Origin of the sequence: Streptomyces recifensis, from assembly GCF_002154615.1 — a bacterium.
GTDB lineage: Bacteria > Actinomycetota > Actinomycetes > Streptomycetales > Streptomycetaceae > Streptomyces > Streptomyces griseoluteus.
The window spans coordinates 1-17,068 of the sequence record NZ_MUNH01000049.1; the positions used below are offsets into that span (position 1 = coordinate 1).

A 17,068-nucleotide genomic window follows, 5' to 3' on the forward strand; every position below is an offset into this window, starting at 1 on the left:
CGGGGCACGGTCGGGGAGGGCGTCATGGAGGCGGTTCCGGCAAGGGCACGGGTCTGCGTGGCCGGTGCCGCCCTGCTCGCCGCGCTCTGCGCCCTGCCCGCCCTCACCGGCCCCACGGCCTGGGGTGCCCTCGGACTCCTCGCCGCGCTCTACGCGCTCTGCGACCAGGTAGTCCGCCGCCGCTTCGGCGGCACCTTCTACCCCGTCCTGCTCGCCGGGGCCTTCCTGCTGGCCCCGGCCGCAGCCGCGCTGGTCCCGCTGCCCGCCGCCCTGCTCTCCCCGGTCGAGCACGCGCCCGCCCTCCCGCGCCGCGTCTGGCGCGCCGCCCGGCCCGCGCTCGCCGTCTGGGCCGCCGCCCGGACGCACCACGCGCTCGACGGGAGCGCGGCCGTCGAGGACTCCGTCTTCCCGTACGCGCTGCTGCCCGCCGGGGCCGCCGTGCTCGCCTTCTGCCTGGTGCTCACGCTGCTCGACGGCGCCATGCACGCGGCCGCCGACCGGGTCCCACCGCGCCGGGCCTGGCGCGGGCTGTTCACCCGCTCCCTCGCCCCCGTCACCGTGCACGGCCTGGCCGGGCTGATGACCGCAGTGCTCTGGCGCAGCCCCTACGGGCCGGTCGCCGCCCTGCTGGTGCTGCTGCCGATGGGCGTCTCCTGCTGGGTGTTCGCCCAGTACCACCGTGAACGCGCCGCCCACCAGGCCACCATCCGCGCCCTCGTCCAGGCCGTCGACATCAAGGACGGGTACACGAGGGGGCACAGCGAGCGCGTCGGCCGGGCGTCCGTGATGATCGCCCGCCAGCTCGGCCTGGACGACGAACGCGTGGAGGTGCTGCGCTTCGCGGGCATCCTGCACGACGTCGGCAAACTCGGCGTCCCCACCCGGCTGCTGCGCAAGGACGGCCCGCTCACCCCCGAGGAACGCCGGATCATCGAGCTCCACCCGGAGTACGGCCACGAGATGACCCGTGGCATCTCCTTCCTCGGGGAGGCCCGCGCGGCGATCCTGCACCACCACGAACGCCTCGACGGCAGCGGGTACCCCTACGGACTCGCCGGCACCCAGATCCCCGAGTGCGCCCGGGTGGTCGCCGTGGCCGACGCCTTCGACGCCATGACCTCCACCCGCTCCTACAGCCGGGCCCGCCCGGTCGAGGTCGCCGTCGCCGAGCTGGAGCGGTGCGCGGGCGCCCAGTTCGACCCCCGGATGGTCGGCGCGCTCGCCGCCGCCCTGCGCCGGCACGGCTGGCGTCCCGAGGTCACCGCCGACGAACCCGCCCCCGGCGTCCCGCCGCGCCAGCGCACCCACGGCCGGACCACCGGGGCCCATCGGTGACCGCCCGCCCGAGTGCCCGCCGTCTGATCCACGGCGCCGCCGCACTCGTCGCCGTCCTCGCGTTCGGCGCCACCCTGTGGACCGGTGTCGACGGCGGGGGCACCGCGCTCGCCTTCGGTGTCCTCATAGCCGTCGGTGAACTCACCCGCTGGAAGGGTGGCGGCTCCCGCCGCGCCGCACCGCTCGGCACCGCGGGCTCCCTCTCCTACGCCCTGCTCGGTGCCGACGCCGGACATCCCGCCCGGCACGGCGCCGGTCAGATCCTCACCGTGGTGCTCGTCGCCTCGCTGCTCGGCGGGGTTCCGCACATCTGGCGCGGAAACAGCCCCACCCTGGACCACCTCGCCCGCCGCGTCCTCACCGTGGGCTTCGCCGCCGTCTGCTTCCAACCCCTCTACAGCCGGGGTGTGTTCGAGCGGTGGGACGGCTCCGCCTACGCCCTGCTGCTCGTCGCGCTGCTGGTGCTGACCGCGCTGTGCGACGCCGTACTGGCCGCCGCGCTCGCCCGCTCCCGCACCGGCTGGCCCTTCGGTCCGCTGCTGCGCGAGGAACTGCGCGGGCTGCTCGGCATCGGGTCCGCCGTCTGCGCCACCGGCGCGGTGATGGCGCTCGCGGTCGCGGTCGCCGGACTCTGGGCGCTCCCGGTGTTCTGCCTCCCGCTGCTGCTCACCCAGTTGTCGCTGCGCCGGTACGCGGCCGTGCGCGCCACCTACCGGCAGACCATCACCTCCCTGGCCCGCGCCACCGAGATCGCCGGGTACACCCCGGCCGGCCACGCCCGCCGGGTCGCCGCCCTCAGCCTCGCGGTGGGCCGGGACCTCGGGCTCACCGGCACCGAGCTGACCGTGCTGGAGCACGCGGCGCTGATGCACGACATCGGCCAGCTCAGCCTGGTCGACCCGGTCCCCGCGGGTGCCACCGCCGGGCTGCCCGGCGAGGAACAGCGCCGTATCGCTCTGCTCGGGGGTGCCGTGGTCCGGCAGACCGGGGTGGCCGCGGCCGTCGCCGTGGTCGTGGAGCGGCAGGCCGACCCCTACCGGGACCAGCCGGTCGCCGCCCGCATCGTGCGCGCGGTCAACGCCTACGAGGAGAAGTCCCGCGACGCCGGGGTGGAGGGCCCCTTGCGCGCACTGGAGGAACTGCGGCTGGCCACCGCCGGGGACTACGCCCCCGAGGTGGTGGAATCACTGGCGCGGGTCCTGTCCCGCGACTGTCTGACCCTGCCGGTTGCTGGGTAACCGATGGGTAATGAGCGCCTCTCCCGGCTGACGTGGTTGGATGCGAGGGAGAGGCAGTCCGGGGGCAAGAGCCAGCCCACTGAGCGGAACGGAACTGGCAGGCGGGAATCGTGAGGATCTTCGGCAAGGTACGGAACCGGCCCTCCGCCTCCTGGCGGCAGGCCACCGACCGGGCGTTCACGCTCATCGGCGACGGCCGGTACGAGGACGCGGGCGAACTGCTGACCCGCGCCGCCGATCTGGAGCCCTGGCTCGCCGAGTCCTGGTTCAACCTGGCCCTGCTGCACAAGTTCCGGCACGACTGGGAGCAGGCCCGCGCGGCCGGCCTGCGCGCGGTCGCCCTGCTGGACCGGGAGACCGGCGCGCCCGACTGGTGGAACGTCGGCATCGCCGCCACCGCGCTCCAGGACTGGCCGCTGGCCCGCCGCGCCTGGCAGGCGTACGGACTGAAGGTGCCCGGCGGCGCCACCGCGCTCGGCGAGCCGCTCGGCATGGAGCTGGGCAGCGCGGCCGTACGGCTCTCCCCGGAGGGCGAGGCCGAGGTGGTCTGGGGACGCCGGCTGGACCCGGCGCGGATCGAGGTGCTGTCCATCCCGCTGCCGTCCTCGGGGCGGCGCTGGGGCGAGGTCGTGCTGCACGACGGTGTCCCGCACGGCGAGCGCACCACGTCCACCGGACACTCCTATCCGGTCTTCGACGAGATCGAGCTGTGGGCGCCGTCGCCCGTGCCGACCTGGGTGGTGCTGCTGGAGGCGGCGACCGAGGCGGACCGGGACGCGCTGGAGCAGCTGGCCGCCGACGCGGGGTTCGCGGCGGAGGACTGGTCCTCTTCCGTGCGGCTGCTGTGCCGGATGTGTTCGGAGTCGCGGATGCCGTCCGACGAGGGGGAGGGCGTGCATCTCGATCCCCACGACCACAGTGAGCCGGGTCATCCCGGTCCGCTGGGGCATCGGACGGACGGCCAGCTGTGGGTGCCGGAGCGGGAGTGCGGGATCGCCGCGCCGGCTTCCCTGGTCCGGGGGTTGCTGGACGGGTGGGTCGCCGACAGTCCGGACTCCCGGGACTGGCGGGATCTCGAAGAGGTTTGTTGATCGCCGCTGCCCGGTGGCGGACCGTCGTGGCTGGTCGCGCAGTTCCCCGCGCCCCTTCGAGGCGCGTCCACGTACCCTGTATCCGCTAGTCCCCCCCAGGTTTGTTTTGAGGAAGGCGTCACTCGGTCATGGCTCAGCAGGACACCGATCAGCAGCACGTGGGCGTGCTCCCCGTCGATGACGAGGGCTATGTCGTCGACACCGAGGACTGCGAGGAGCGCGAGACCGGCTGGCGCGAGCGCGGGACCTCGCGCCCGATCACGGTCGTCGGGAACCCGGTGCTGCACAAGGAGTGCGCGGACGTCACCGAGTTCGGCCCCGAGCTGGAACAACTGGTCGCGGACATGTTCGCCAGCCAGCGCACCGCCGAGGGCGTGGGCCTGGCCGCCAACCAGATCGGCGTGAGCCGGAAGGTCTTCGTCTACGACTGCCCCGACGACGACGGCGTCCGCCACACCGGTGTGGTCGTCAACCCCAAGCTGGTCGAACTCCCCGCCGCCGCCCGCCGCCTGGACGACAGCAACGAGGGCTGCCTGTCCGTGCCCACCGCGTACGCGCCGCTCGCGCGCCCCGACTACGCCGAGGTGACCGGGCAGGACGAGAAGGGCAACCCCATCAAGGTGCGCGGTACCGGCTACTTCGCCCGCTGCCTCCAGCACGAGACCGACCACCTGTACGGCTACCTCTACATCGACCGCCTCTCCAAGCGGGACCGCAAGGACGCGCTGCGGCAGATGGCCGAGAACGAACCGCGCTACGACGTGGTCGCCAACGACTGACGGGAGCGCGCGGAACCAGCGCCACCGCACCGAACAGCCACGACGCCCGGNNCCGGGCGTCGTGGCTGTTCGTTCATCTGTTCGCCGAAAGAAACCCGGCGACTTGGGGTAGTGAAAGGAGCAAATCCGTTCCCCAGACGGTCAGTTGTAGTGCTGAATAGGGGTGCGGGGATACGCAACGGCGCACGCCCGGCACGGCAGGGAGGGGCGTGTGCTCCTGGCGGTCGAGAGGGGACTGTTCGTGCATGCTTTTTCAAGCGGCGCCACATCGGCGACAGCGGTCGCGGTACCACCGTCCCTCGCGCTCCCGGTGATCGAGGACGCCTTTCCCCGTCGGCTGCACCCGTATTGGCCGCGGCTCCAGGAGAACACCCGGCGGTGGCTGCTGGAAAAACGGCTGATGTCCCCGGACAAGGTCCGCGAGTACGCCGACAACCTGTGCTACACGGACCTGATGGCCGGCTACTACCTGGGCGCCCCCGACGACGTCCTGCAGGCCATAGCCGACTACAGCGCGTGGTTCTTCGTCTGGGACGACCGGCACGACCGTGACATCGTGCACGGCCGGCCCGAGGACTGGCGGCGGCTGCGGCAGCGTCTCCATACGGCGCTCGACGCACCCGAGGACCACCTGCACCACCAGGACGCGCTGGTGGCCGCTTTCGCGGACAGCGTGCTGCGGCTCTACGCGTTCCTGCCGACCGCCTGGAACCAGCGGTTCGCCCGGCACTTCCACGAGGTGATCGAGGCGTACGACCGGGAGTTCGCCAACCGGATCGCGGGCCGGGTGCCCGGTGTCGAGGAGTACCTCGCGCTACGGCGGCTCACCTTCGCGCACTGGATATGGACCGACCTCCTCGAACCGAGCGCCGGATGCCAGCTCCCGGACGCGGTAAGGAAGAACCCGGCCTTTCGGCGCGCGGCCCTGCTGAGCCAGGAGTTCGCCGCCTGGTACAACGACCTCTGCTCGCTGCCGAAGGAGATAGCGGGCGACGAGGTGCACAATCTCGGAATAAGTCTCATCACGCATTCCGGGCTCACCCTCGAAGAAGCCGTCGAAGAACTCAGGCGGCGCATCGAGAACTGCATCGCCGAATTCATCGAGGCCGAGCGCGAAGCGCTGGAGTTCGCCGGGGAACTCGACGACGGCACCGTACGCGGAAAGGAACTGAGCGCCGCCGTACGGACCTGCGTCGGCAATATGCGGAACTGGTTCAGCACCGTCTACTGGTTCCACCACGAGTCCGGCCGCTACATGGTCGACACCTGGGAGGACCGGTCCACACCCCCGTACGTCAACAACGAAGCGGCAGGTGAGAAATGACCGTCGACGCCGTCAATCCCGAGACGCGGGAAGTGGCCGATTTGAAGGAGCCGCCCCTCGCCGGGGGCGCCGTCCCGGTGCTCGGGCACGGCCTGAAACTGGCCCGCGACCCGCTCGCGTTCATGTCCCAACTGCGCGACCACGGCGAGGTGGTGCGCCTGAAGCTGGGCCCCAAGACGGTGTACGCCGTCACCGCGCCGGCGCTCACCGGCGCACTCGCGCTGAGCCCCGACTACAAGATCGACGGACCGGTGTGGGAGTCGCTGGAGGGGCTGCTCGGCAAGCAGGGCGTGGCCACCGCCAACGGCCCGCTGCACCGGCGGCAGCGCCGCACCATCCAGCCCGCGTTCCGGCTCGCCGCGATCCCCGCCTACGGGCCGATCATGGAGGAGGAGGCGCACGCCCTCACCGAGCGCTGGCGGCCCGGCGTGCCCGTCGACGCGACCACCGAGTCCTTCCGGGTCGCGGTGCGCATCGCGGCCCGCTGCCTGCTGCGCGGCCAGTACATGGACGAGTGCGCGGAGCGGCTCAGCACCGACCTCGCCACCGTCTTCCGGGGCATGTACCGCCGCATGGTGCTGCCGCTGGGACCGCTGTACCGGCTGCCGTTCCCGTCCAACCTCGAATTCAACCGGGCACTGGCCGATCTGCATCTGCTGGTGGACGAGATCGTCACCGAGCGGAGGGCATCCGGCCAAAAGCCGGACGATTTGCTGACGGCTTTGCTGGAGGCGAAGGACGACAATGGCGACCCCATCAGCGAACAGGAGATCCACGACCAGGTCGTCGCCATACTCACCCCCGGAAGCGAGACAATCGCCTCCACGATCATGTGGCTCCTGCAGATCCTCGCGGACCATCCCGAGCACGCGGAGAAGGTGCGCGCGGAAGTTGAATCGGTAACCGGTGGCGCGCCGGTCGGATTCGAGCACGTACGCAGGCTGAGTCACACCAACAATGTCGTCGTCGAGGCCCTCCGACTCCGGCCCGCCGTATGGATATTGACGCGTCGCGCGCTCACCGACACGGCACTCGGTGTCTATCGCATTCCGGCCGGGGCGGACATCATCTACAGCCCCTATGCGATTCAGCGCGACCCCCGCTCCTACGCCCGCCACCTCGACTTCGACCCCGACCGGTGGCTGCCGGAGCGGGCCGAGGAGGTGCCGAAGTACGCCATGAGCCCCTTCAGCGTCGGCAACCGAAAGTGCCCCAGCGACCACTTCTCCATGGCCCAGTTGAGCCTGATCGTGGCGGCGATATCGGCGAAGTACCGGTTCCGTCAGGTCGAGGACTCGGACGCCGCGACCCGCGTGGGCATCACCCTGCGTCCGCACCGGCTGCTGGTCGAGCCCGTGGAGTGGTGAGGAGCGACGCGCCCGGACCGGCGTGCGTTCAGGCGGCCTGCGGGCCCCGGAACGCACGCCGGTAGGCGTTCGGGGTGGTACCGAGCGCCCGGACGAACTGGTGGCGCAGCGCGGCCGCGTTGCCGAATCCGGTCCGCCAGGCGATCGAGTCCACCGTCTCGTCCGTCCCCTCCAGCAACCGCTGGGCCAGCAGCACCCGTTGGCGCAGAATCCAGCGGTACGGGGTGGTGCCGGTCTCCTGCTGGAAGCGGCGGGCGAAGGTGCGCGGGGACATGTGGGCGCGGGCGGCGAGCTGCTCGACGGTGACCTCCTGGTCGAGGTGCTCCTCCATCCACACCAGCACCTCGCCCACGGTGTCGCAGGGCCCCTTGGGCAGCGGGCGCTCGATGTACTGGGCCTGGCCGCCGTCCCGGTGCGGGGGCACCACCATCCGGCGGGCGATCTTGTTGGCGACCTCGGGCCCCTGCTCCTTGCGCACGAGGTGGAGGCAGGCGTCGATCCCGGCCGCCGTGCCGGCCGAGGTGATCACCGGGTCCTCGTCGACGTAGAGCACGTCCGGCTCCACCGTGACGCGCGGGTGGCGCCGGCTCAGTTCCCCGGCGTTGTGCCAGTGCACCGCGCACCGGCGCCCGTCCAGCAGCCCGGCCTCGGCCAGCACGAACACCCCGGTGCACACGCTGAGCACCCGTGCGCCGCGGGCCACGGCCCGGCGCAGGGCGTCCAGCAGGGCGGGGGGATAGTCGCGGGAGGTGTAGGAGTCGCCGGCCGGGACGGCGATCAGATCGGCCTCCTCCAGCCGCTCCAGACCGTGCGGGGTGGAGACGGTGAAGCCGCAGTGGGTGCGCAGGGTGGGCCCCTCCGCCGAGGCCACGGCGAAGTCGTAGACCGGCAGTCCGTCGTCACTGCGGTCGATGCCGAACACCTCGCACACCACCCCCAGCTCGAAGGGGTGCACTCCGTCCAGCAGGACCGCGACCACGTTCTTCAACATGCTGCCAGTGTGCCTCGTCGCTGGCAGGAATTCGAGGGCCTGCGGCAGTCCTGCCAGTGGTGGACAGGAGCGTTCAGCGCGAGGCTGATGACATGAACGGAAACCAGATCGAAGGTCTCATCGGAATGGTCGCCACTCTCGGCATCCTGGTCCTCCTGGTCCTGCCCTCGGTGATCGGCATCGTGCGCGAACGGCGCATCGACCGACAGCTCGGGCAGGACCGGAAGGACCGCGGAAAGGAGACTCGGACGGCTCAGAAGTCCTCGTCCAGGTCCACGGTGCCCTCCACCGCGACCTGGTACGCCGACGGGCGGCGCTCGAAGAAGTTCGTCAGCTCCTGAACACCCTGCAGCTCCATGAAGGAGAAGGGGTTCTCCGAGCCGTACACCGGGGCGAAGCCGAGACGTGTGAGGCGCTGGTCGGCGACGCACTCCAGGTACTGCCGCATCGACTCGGTGTTCATGCCGGGCAGGCCGTCACCGCACAGGTCGCGCGCGAACTGCAGCTCGGCCTCGACGGCCTCCTGGAGCATGTCCTTCACCTGCTGCTCGAGCTGGTCGTCGAACAGCTCCGGCTCTTCCTTGCGGACGGTGTCGACCACCTCGAAGGCGAACGACATGTGCATCGTCTCGTCGCGGAACACCCAGTTGGTGCCGGTGGCGAGGCCGTGCAGCAGGCCCCGGCTGCGGAACCAGTAGACGTACGCGAAGGCGCCGTAGAAGAACAGGCCCTCGATGCACGCGGCGAAGCAGATCAGGTTCAGCAGGAACTTGCGGCGGTCCGCCTTGGTCTCCAGCCGGTCCAGCTTGTCGACCGAGTCGATCCACTTGAAGCAGAACTCGGCCTTCTCCCGGATGGAGGGGATGTTCTCCACCGCCGCGAAGGCGTCCGCGCGGTCCTCCGGGTCGGGCAGGTAGGTGTCGAGCAGCGTCAGATAGAACTGGACGTGCACGGCCTCCTCGAAGAGCTGCCGGCTCAGGTAGAGCCGCGCCTCGGGGGAGTTGATGTGCTTGTACAGCGTCAGCACCAGGTTGTTCGCCACGATCGAGTCACCCGTGGCGAAGAACGCCACCAGGCGGCCGATCAGGTGCTGCTCCTCGGGGGAGAGCTTCGCCAGGTCGGCGACGTCCGAGTGGAGGTCGACCTCCTCGACGGTCCAGGTGTTCTTGATCGCGTCCCGGTAGCGCTCGTAGAAGTCCGGGTAGCGCATGGGGCGGAGAGTCAGCTCGAAGCCGGGGTCGAGCAGGTTCTTCTCGGTCATCACTGGCAGGCCTCGCAGGACTCGGGGTTTTCCAGGGAGCAGGCGACGGCGTCGGGGTCGGCCGCCTGCTGGACGGGGATGGTCTTGGTCTCCTGGGCGCGGCCCGCCGCGCGGGCGATCCGGGTCGCCGGGCGCGAACGCAGGTAGTACGTGGTCTTCAGACCCGACTTCCAGGCGTAGGAGTACATCGAGGAGAGCTTGCCGATGGTCGGCGTCTCCAGGAAGAGGTTCAGCGACTGAGCCTGGTCGAGGAACGGGGTGCGGGCGGCGGCCATGTCGATCAGACCGCGCTGCGGGATCTCCCAGGCCGTGCGGTACAGGTTCCGCACGTCCTCGGGAATCCAGGCGAAGCCCTGCACCGAGCCGTTGGCCTCGCGCAGCTCCTCACGGGTGCGGGCGTCCCACACGCCGAGGTTCTTCAGCTCCTGCACCAGGTACGCGTTGACCTGGAGGAACTCGCCCGACAGCGTCTCGCGCTTGAACAGGTTGGACACCTGCGGCTCGATGCACTCGTACACGCCCGCGATGGAGGCGATGGTCGCCGTCGGCGCGATCGCCAGCAGCAGCGAGTTGCGCATGCCGACCTCGGCGATCCGGGCGCGCAGCGCGGCCCAGCGCTCCGGCCAGGTCAGCTCGACGTCGTAGTGGTCGGGGTGCAGCACGCCCCGGGCGGTACGGGTCTGCTCCCAGGCGGGGAGCGGGCCGTTGCGCTCGGCGAGGTCGGCGGACGCCTCGTAGGAGGCCAGCATGATGCGCTCGGCGATCCGCGTGGACAGCGCCTTCGCCTCGGGGGAGTCGAAGGGGATACGCAGCTTGAAGAAGACGTCCTGGAGGCCCATCGCGCCGAGGCCCACCGGGCGCCACTTGGCGTTCGAACGGCCGGCCTGCTCGGTCGGGTAGAAGTTGATGTCCACGACCCGGTCGAGGAAGGTCACGGCGGTACGGACGGTCTCGTCCAGCCGCTCCCAGTCGATGTCCCCGTCGGCCACGAAGGCGCCCAGGTTCACCGAGCCGAGGTTGCAGACCGCGGTCTCCCCGTCGTCGGTGACCTCCAGGATCTCCGTGCACAGGTTGGAGGAGTGCACCACGTTGCCCGGCAGCGCCGTCTGGTTGGCGGTGCGGTTGGCGGCGTCCTTGAAGGTCATCCAGCCGTTGCCGGTCTGCGCGAGGGTGCGCATCATGCGGCCGTACAGCTCGCGGGCCGGCATGGACTTCTTCGCCAGGCCCGCCTCCTCGGCCTTGCGGTAGGCCGCGTCGAACTCCGGGCCCCACAGGTCGACCAGCTCGGGCACGTCCGCCGGGGAGAACAGCGACCACGACTCGTCGGCGTTGACCCGGCGCATGAACTCGTCCGGGATCCAGTGCGCGAGGTTCAGGTTGTGCGTACGGCGCGCGTCCTCACCGGTGTTGTCGCGCAGCTCCAGGAACTCCTCGATGTCGGAGTGCCAGGTCTCCAGGTACACCGCGGCCGCGCCCTTGCGCCGGCCGCCCTGGTTCACCGCGGCCACCGAGGCGTCCAGTGTCTTCAGGAACGGGACGATGCCGTTGGAGTGCCCGTTGGTGCCCCGGATCAGCGAACCCCGGCTGCGGATGCGGGAGTAGGAGAGGCCGATGCCGCCGGCGTGCTTGGAGAGGCGGGCGACCTGGTGGTAGCGGTCGTAGATCGAGTCCAGCTCGTCCAGCGGGGAGTCCAGCAGGTAGCAGGACGACATCTGGGGGTGCCGCGTACCGGAGTTGAACAGGGTGGGGGAGGAGGGCAGGTAGTCCAGGCGGCTCATCAGGCCGTACAGCGCGGCCACCTCGTCCACGGCGGGGGCGCTGTCGTTCTCGGCCAGACCGCTCGCCACGCGCAGCATGAAGTGCTGCGGGGTCTCGATCACCTTGCGGGTGATGGGATGGCGGAGCAGGTAGCGGCTGTACAGGGTGCGCAGGCCGAAGTAGCCGAACCGGTCGTCGGCGCCGGTGTCGACCAGGGCGTTCAGCCGGGCGGCGTGCAGCGTCACGAAGTCGGCGGTGCGGTCGGCGACCAGGCCCTCGCGGTGGCCCACGGCCACCGACTCGGTGAAGCGGGTCACGCCCTGCGAGGCGGCCTCGGCGCGGATGGAGAGCGTGAGCAGCCGGGCGGCCAGCCGGGAGTACGCGGGGTCCTCCGAGATCAGACCGGCGGCGGCCTCGGTGGCCAGCTCGCGCAGCTCCGCCTCGTCGGCGCGCGCCGACCGGCCGCGCAGCGCGGCGGCCGCGACCCGGCCGGGGTCCGCGTCGGGGAGGTCGGCGGTCAGCTCGGTCAGGGTCCGCAGCAGCGCGGCACCGGGGCCGTCGTTCTCCACAGGGGCCTCGGTCGCCGGGGTGGCTGAAGCCGGATCGGCAGGCGCGATGGTCACGTGGGGCTCTCCCTCGCTGGGCACGGGGGCCTGGCGGAGGGTATGAGAGGGCACGAGCGCACGCGGCGTCGCGTCCACCGGCCCACTCCACGAGGCCCGGACGTCTTCGAGCACCCGGGCCGGACGGCCGGGCGCCGCTGTCGGCAGGTCCTCGGACTGACGCTGGCATGCGCGAAGCACGCGAGTACACCGTTGCGGGACAGTTCCGGATTCGCACCGGATTCCCCTGCGACGACAGCGAGCATGAGCATACATCTAGTGCCGCCCTGTCGCGTCACCCCCAGATGTTGTGTCTGTTGTGTGTCGCGGCGGCTTCAGAGGGTCAACTCGTAAGTGAGCAGAGCGAGGTCCGAAACGCCCGGCAACGGGTTCCAGTCGCGGTGCGGGGTGCGGTGGAAACCGAGGCGTTCGTAGATGCGGTGGGCGGCGTGCATCGTGGGCTGGGTGGAGAGGACGAGGCCGTGACAGCCCGCCAGGGCCCGTGCCCGGTCGGCACAGGTCCGTACGAGGGCCTCCCCGGCTCCCTGGCCCCGGCCGGCCCGCGCGACCGCCAGCATCCGGATCTCGGCCTCGCCCGGGCCCGCGATGTCGGCCATGGGGCCGCCGGCCGGGACGAAGGTGACCCCGCCCAGCAGGACGTCCCCGCGCACGGCCACCAGGATCTCCGCGTCCGCCGCCCGCCGGGCCACGTCCCGCAGCTCACCCAGGTAGGCGTCGCTCTCCCCGAAGTCCAGCAGGCCGTCCTGGAGGTACGCCTGCGCGGTGATCTCGCCCAGGGCGGTGTACTCGGCCGGGTCGGCGTCTCTGATGAGGAGGTCCATGCCCGGCAGTGTGTACGACGACGGGCCGCCGTCGCTTTCGCATGACGGCGGCCCGTGGCCGAAAAGGTGCGGACCTCTAGGCTCTTTCGTTTGGATCAGGCCGGACCCCGCGAGCCCGGCAAGATCCAAACGAGAGGCCCTAGTGGCTGGTGCCCGCTGTCGCCGGGGGGAGTTCGACCTCCACGCCGGGGTCGCCCGCGTCGGCGGTGTAGTCGGCGGGGGTGGTCTCGTCGATGCCGTCGGGGGCCTTCACGGCCTTGAGGACGAAGGTGAGGACCACCGTCACGACGACGTTCAGGACGAAGGCCGTCAGGCCGATGTAGCCGATCTCACCGATGCCGGGGATCTCCTTGGCGGAGCCGCCGAAGTGCTTCTGGGTGGGGGAGGCGACGCCGTAGGCGGCGAGGGTGCCGTAGACCATGCCGACCGCCCAGCCGGCCAGCAGGGCCCAGCGGTGGAACCAGCGGGTGAAGAGGCCGCCGACCAGGGCGGGGAAGGTCTGGAGGATCCAGATGCCGCCCAGGAGCTGGAAGTTGATGGCGACCGTCTTGTCCATGGTGAGGACGAAGACCAGCGCGCCCACCTTCACCAGGAGCGAGACCAGCTTGGAGACCTTGGTCTCCTGCTCGGGCGTCGCGTCGGGCTTGATGAAGTCCTTGTAGATGTTGCGGGTGAACAGGTTCGCGGCCGCGATCGACATGATCGCCGCCGGGACGAGCGCGCCGATACCGATCGCCGCGAACGCCACGCCCGCGAACCAGTCCGGGAACATGTCCTCGAACAACTGCGGGATGGCGAGCTGCCCGTTGGTGACCTTCACCCCGGCCGCGATGGCCATGAAGCCCAGCAGCGCCAGCAGCCCCAGCATCAGGGAGTACAGCGGCAGGATCGTGGTGTTGCGCCGGATGACCTCGCGGCTCTTGGAGGAGAGGGTCGCGGTGATCGAGTGCGGGTACATGAACAGCGCGAGCGCCGATCCCACCGCCAGCGTGGCATACGTCCACTGGCCCGCCGGAGCCGGGACGAGTCCGCCCGCACCGGCGGCGGTGTACTTCTCGCCCGCCTTGGCGAAGATCTCGTCGAACCCGCCCAGCTTGATCGGGATGTAGATGATCGCCACCGCGATGACGATGTAGATCAGCGTGTCCTTCACGAACGCGATCATCGCCGGGGCCCGCAGACCCGAGGAGTACGTGTACGCCGCGAGCACACCGAAGGCGATCAGCAGCGGCAGGTCCTTCACGAACCAGTTGGTGTCCTCACCGCCGCCCACGCCCATCACGTCCAGCACCGCCTGGATGCCGACCAGTTGGAGCGCGATGTACGGCATGGTCGCCAGGATTCCGGTGACCGCCACGGCCAGCGAAAGACCCTTGGAGCCGAAGCGCCCGCGCACGAAGTCGGAGGTCGTGACGTAACCGTGCCGGTGCGAGACCGACCACAGCCGGGGCAGGAAGGTGAAGATCAGCGGGTACACCAGGATCGTGTACGGCACCGCGAAGAACCCGGACGCGCCGGCCGCGTAGATCGCCGCCGGCACCGCGACGAAGGTGTACGCCGTGTACAGGTCGCCGCCGAGCAGGAACCAGGTGATCCAGGTGCCGAACGACCGGCCGCCCAGGCCCCATTCGTCCAGCGAGTGCTCGTTCTCGGCCTTGCGCCAGCGCGAGGCGAGGAAGCCCAGGACCGTGACCGCGAGGAAGAAGAAGACGAAGACGCCGAGCGCCACGCCGTTGACGCCGTCCTTCACTTCGAGACACCCCCGCTCCGGGCCTTGCGGGAGCGCTGGTCGCGCTGCCAGAGCTGGTACGCGGTCATGGTGAGCGAGGTGGAGACCAGCACCCACAGCATCTGGTACCAGTAGAAGAACGGGATGCCGATGAACGTCGGGTCCACCTTGGAGAACGAACCCACCCACAGCATCGCCACGAACGGCGCCACGAGACACAGCCCGATGACCACTCGGACCGGTGTCACCACCGGTTGCCTCACTTCAGAATCGTCGGGCATGCCGGACTCCGTCCCCTCGTTGATCACGCGTAATGCGCACGCAATCTAGGTGACGGCACGGCGGAGCGGAAGCCCTCGTCCGGGTATCGATATGGCGATGTGAGCTGGTGGGGCCCAAGAAGCGGGGGACGGAGCCGGTCAGTCCTGCGGACGCCGAAGCCGCGCCACGAACTTGTAGCGGTCACCCCGGTACACCGAGCGCACCCACTCCACCGGGCGGCCCTCCCGGTCCACCGAGTGCCGGGACAGCAGCAGCATCGGCAGGCCCACGTCGGTGCCGAGCAGGCTCGCCTCGCGCGGGGTCGCCAGCGAGGTCTCGATGGTCTCCTCGGCCTCGGCCAGGTGGACGTCGTAGACCTCGGCGAGCGCGGTGTACAGCGAGGTGTACTTCACCAGCGAACGGCGCAGGGCGGGAAAGCGCTTGGCGGAGAGGTGGGTGGTCTCTATGGCCATCGGCTCGGCGTTGGCCATGCGCAGCCGCTCGATGCGCAGCACCCGGCCCCCGGCGCTTATGTCCAGCAGCCCGGCCAGCCGGTCGTCGGCCGTGATGTAGCCGATGTCCAGCAGCTGCGAGGTGGGTTCGAGTCCCTGGGCCCGCATGTCCTCGGTGTAGGAGGTGAGTTGGAGCGCCTGGGCGACCTTGGGCTTGGCGACGAAGGTGCCCTTGCCCTGGATGCGCTCCAGCCGCCCCTCCACCACCAGCTCCTGGAGGGCCTGGCGGACGGTGGTGCGGGAGGTGTCGAACTCGGCGGCCAGCGTGCGCTCGGGCGGCACCGGCGTGCCCGGCGGAAGCGTCTCCGTCATCTCCTGGAGGTGCTTCTTCAGGCGGTAGTACTTGGGCACGCGCGCGGTACGGACGGTCGCGCCGGCCTCGTTCTCCGCCCTGCTGACGTCGGTGCTCATGGCTGCCTTCCCGGCTCCGGATGCCGATGGCGACCGACATCGCCATCGGTCACGGCTCACATCGTGGCACGGCCGCGCGCGGCCGGTTCACCCGCACGTTCCGTGATCTCCCTGTATACCGCCGCACCCCCGGTTGGTCTAGTCCACCCGCGCCCGGCGGACCAATGGTCCACCGGAACTGGTCCGTCCGATCTGTCGGTTGCGCAATGAAAGGTCCCTGCATATCTCGGTCGCGTCACGGACGCCCGGAGCCCACCTGAACACCCTTGACAGCCCTTTTGGTCTGGGCCAAGCTCCCCCTGCTGGTCTACACCATTGGTCCAGTCCCGGCTCCGAGGGCGGTACGACGCGCAAGTGTGACACCGCGGGGAGGCAGGGGGGTTGTGGGCATCCCTGAGGAGGATGGCGTGAAGCGCAGACTGATAGCCGCGATCGGCGTCGCGGGCATGATCGTCTCCATCGCCGCGTGCGGCAGCGACGACGGCAAGGGCAAGGGGGGCGACAGTGACGCGCTGACCGTCTGGCTCACCGTCGACGCGCAGAACAACTGGCCGAACCTGGTCAAGGCCGCGGACGCCGCCGTGGTGAAGAAGCACCCGGGCCTGAAGATCAAGCACGAGTACTACGGCTGGCCGGACAAGAACACCAAGCTGGACGCCGTCCTCGCCACCGACAAGGCCCCCGACGTGGTCGAGATGGGCAACACCGAGATGCTCGGCTACATGGTGAAGGGCGCCTTCGCCCCCCTGGAGCCCGGCAAGTTCGAGGGCTCGGACGCCTGGCTGGACGGCCTGAAGGCGTCGGTGACCTACGACGGCAAGACCTACGGCGTGCCGTACTACGCCGGTGGCCGCGTCGCCAACTGGCGCAAGGACGTGGCCGCTTCGGTCGGCGTCAAGACCCCGCCGAAGACCTACCCCGAGCTGACCGCCGCCCTGGACAAGATCCAGAAGAAGGAGGGCGACAAGTTCAACGCCTGGTACCAGCCCACCCGTGACTGGTACGCGGCCATGTCCTTCGTCTACGACGCGGGCGGCGCCATCGCCAAGGAGGAGGGCGGCCAGTGGAAGGCGTCCCTCTCCTCGCCGGAGTCGGTCAAGGGCCTCACCGCCTTCAAGCAGGTCGTCGACAAGTACATGCACGGTGACAAGACCAAGGACGAGTCCGACCGTTACCTCGTGTACGGCCAGGGCAAGTCGGCCATGATCTTCGGCGCGGCCTGGGAGGGCGCGACCTCCGCCGACCCGAAGAACGACAAGACCGGCAAGCTCAAGGACAACCTCGAGAACTTCGTGATGCCCGGTCCCTCCGGCAAGAACATGCCGGTGTTCCTGGGCGGTTCCGACCTCGCCGTCCCGGTGAAGTCGCGCAACCAGGACATCGCCGCCGAGTGGATCAACGCCTTCACCGGTCCCGAGGGCCAGAAGGGCCTGATCGCCAAGGGCAACCTGCCCAACAACAAGACCGACCTCGCCACCCTGAAGAACGACCCGGCGACCGCCGTGCCGGCCACCGCGGCCGAGTCCAACTGGTTCGTGCCGATGGCACCGGGCTGGGGCCAGGTGGA

14 protein-coding genes and 1 riboswitch are annotated in these 17,068 nt (G+C 70.2%); of the genes, 7 read left to right on the forward strand and 7 right to left on the reverse strand.

The window, feature by feature from the left end; genetic code table 11:
* The first annotated feature begins 24 nt into the window (after positions 1–24).
* The 6 genes from CCN33_RS03180 (at position 25) to CCN33_RS03205 (ending at position 7,134) form a co-directional block, all read left to right on the forward strand.
* A complete protein-coding gene (locus tag CCN33_RS03180) occupies positions 25–1,335 on the forward strand; it encodes an HD-GYP domain-containing protein (protein WP_086690872.1) in 1,311 nt (436 codons plus the stop codon).
* Positions 1,332–2,573 carry an HD-GYP domain-containing protein gene (locus CCN33_RS03185; protein ID WP_086690849.1) on the forward strand — a complete coding sequence of 414 codons (1,242 nt, stop codon included), beginning with the start codon at positions 1,332–1,334 and terminating at the stop codon, positions 2,571–2,573. The genes CCN33_RS03180 and CCN33_RS03185 overlap by 4 nt, the downstream gene beginning before the upstream one ends.
* A gap of 110 nt (positions 2,574–2,683) precedes the next feature.
* Complete coding sequence (locus tag CCN33_RS03190; protein ID WP_030807439.1) at positions 2,684–3,664, forward strand: hypothetical protein; 981 nt, start codon at positions 2,684–2,686, stop codon at positions 3,662–3,664.
* Positions 3,665–3,792: 128 nt separating this feature from the next.
* A complete protein-coding gene (gene def / locus CCN33_RS03195; protein WP_086690851.1) occupies positions 3,793–4,443 on the forward strand; it encodes a peptide deformylase in 651 nt (216 codons plus the stop codon).
* Between the two features lie 241 nt (positions 4,444–4,684).
* Positions 4,685–5,767: an epi-isozizaene synthase gene (cyc1, locus tag CCN33_RS03200; RefSeq protein WP_086690874.1), complete on the forward strand. Its 1,083-nt coding sequence runs from the start codon at positions 4,685–4,687 to the stop codon at positions 5,765–5,767.
* Positions 5,764–7,134, forward strand: a complete 1,371-nt coding sequence (locus CCN33_RS03205; RefSeq protein ID WP_086690853.1) for a bifunctional albaflavenone monooxygenase/terpene synthase — start codon at positions 5,764–5,766, stop codon at positions 7,132–7,134. Before cyc1 ends, CCN33_RS03205 begins: the two co-directional genes overlap by 4 nt.
* 28 nt (positions 7,135–7,162) lie before the next feature.
* Here CCN33_RS03205 and CCN33_RS03210 read toward each other — a convergent pair whose 3' ends face one another.
* From CCN33_RS03210 to CCN33_RS03245, 7 genes are all read right to left on the reverse strand, one after another.
* The gene (locus tag CCN33_RS03210; RefSeq protein ID WP_086690855.1) at positions 7,163–8,125 is read right to left on the reverse strand and encodes a GlxA family transcriptional regulator; all 963 of its coding nucleotides are present in this window, start codon (positions 8,123–8,125) and stop codon (positions 7,163–7,165) included.
* A gap of 253 nt (positions 8,126–8,378) precedes the next feature.
* The gene (locus CCN33_RS03220) at positions 8,379–9,386 is read right to left on the reverse strand and encodes a ribonucleotide-diphosphate reductase subunit beta (protein WP_086690858.1); all 1,008 of its coding nucleotides are present in this window, start codon (positions 9,384–9,386) and stop codon (positions 8,379–8,381) included.
* Positions 9,386–11,767, reverse strand: a complete 2,382-nt coding sequence (locus tag CCN33_RS03225) for a ribonucleoside-diphosphate reductase subunit alpha (RefSeq protein WP_086690861.1) — start codon at positions 11,765–11,767, stop codon at positions 9,386–9,388. Before CCN33_RS03225 ends, CCN33_RS03220 begins: the two co-directional genes overlap by 1 nt.
* Positions 11,768–11,892: 125 nt before the next feature.
* Positions 11,893–12,018: riboswitch (cobalamin riboswitch) on the reverse strand.
* Positions 12,019–12,081: 63 nt separating this feature from the next.
* Positions 12,082–12,588 carry a GNAT family N-acetyltransferase gene (locus tag CCN33_RS03230; protein ID WP_086690863.1) on the reverse strand — a complete coding sequence of 169 codons (507 nt, stop codon included), beginning with the start codon at positions 12,586–12,588 and terminating at the stop codon, positions 12,082–12,084.
* Positions 12,589–12,727: 139 nt separating this feature from the next.
* Complete coding sequence (gene mctP, locus CCN33_RS03235) at positions 12,728–14,338, reverse strand: monocarboxylate uptake permease MctP (protein ID WP_086690866.1); 1,611 nt, start codon at positions 14,336–14,338, stop codon at positions 12,728–12,730.
* Positions 14,335–14,598, reverse strand: a complete 264-nt coding sequence (locus tag CCN33_RS03240) for a DUF3311 domain-containing protein (protein ID WP_167387756.1) — start codon at positions 14,596–14,598, stop codon at positions 14,335–14,337. The genes mctP and CCN33_RS03240 overlap by 4 nt, the downstream gene beginning before the upstream one ends.
* Before the next feature lie 138 nt (positions 14,599–14,736).
* Positions 14,737–15,501 (reverse strand): GntR family transcriptional regulator, encoded by a 765-nt coding sequence (locus tag CCN33_RS03245; RefSeq protein ID WP_030807463.1) that lies wholly within the window; start codon positions 15,499–15,501, stop codon positions 14,737–14,739.
* A gap of 407 nt (positions 15,502–15,908) precedes the next feature.
* Here CCN33_RS03245 and CCN33_RS03250 point away from each other — a divergent pair.
* Positions 15,909–17,068 (forward strand): extracellular solute-binding protein (locus tag CCN33_RS03250; protein WP_086690870.1); only part of this gene is annotated, 1,160 nt, incomplete at its 3' end.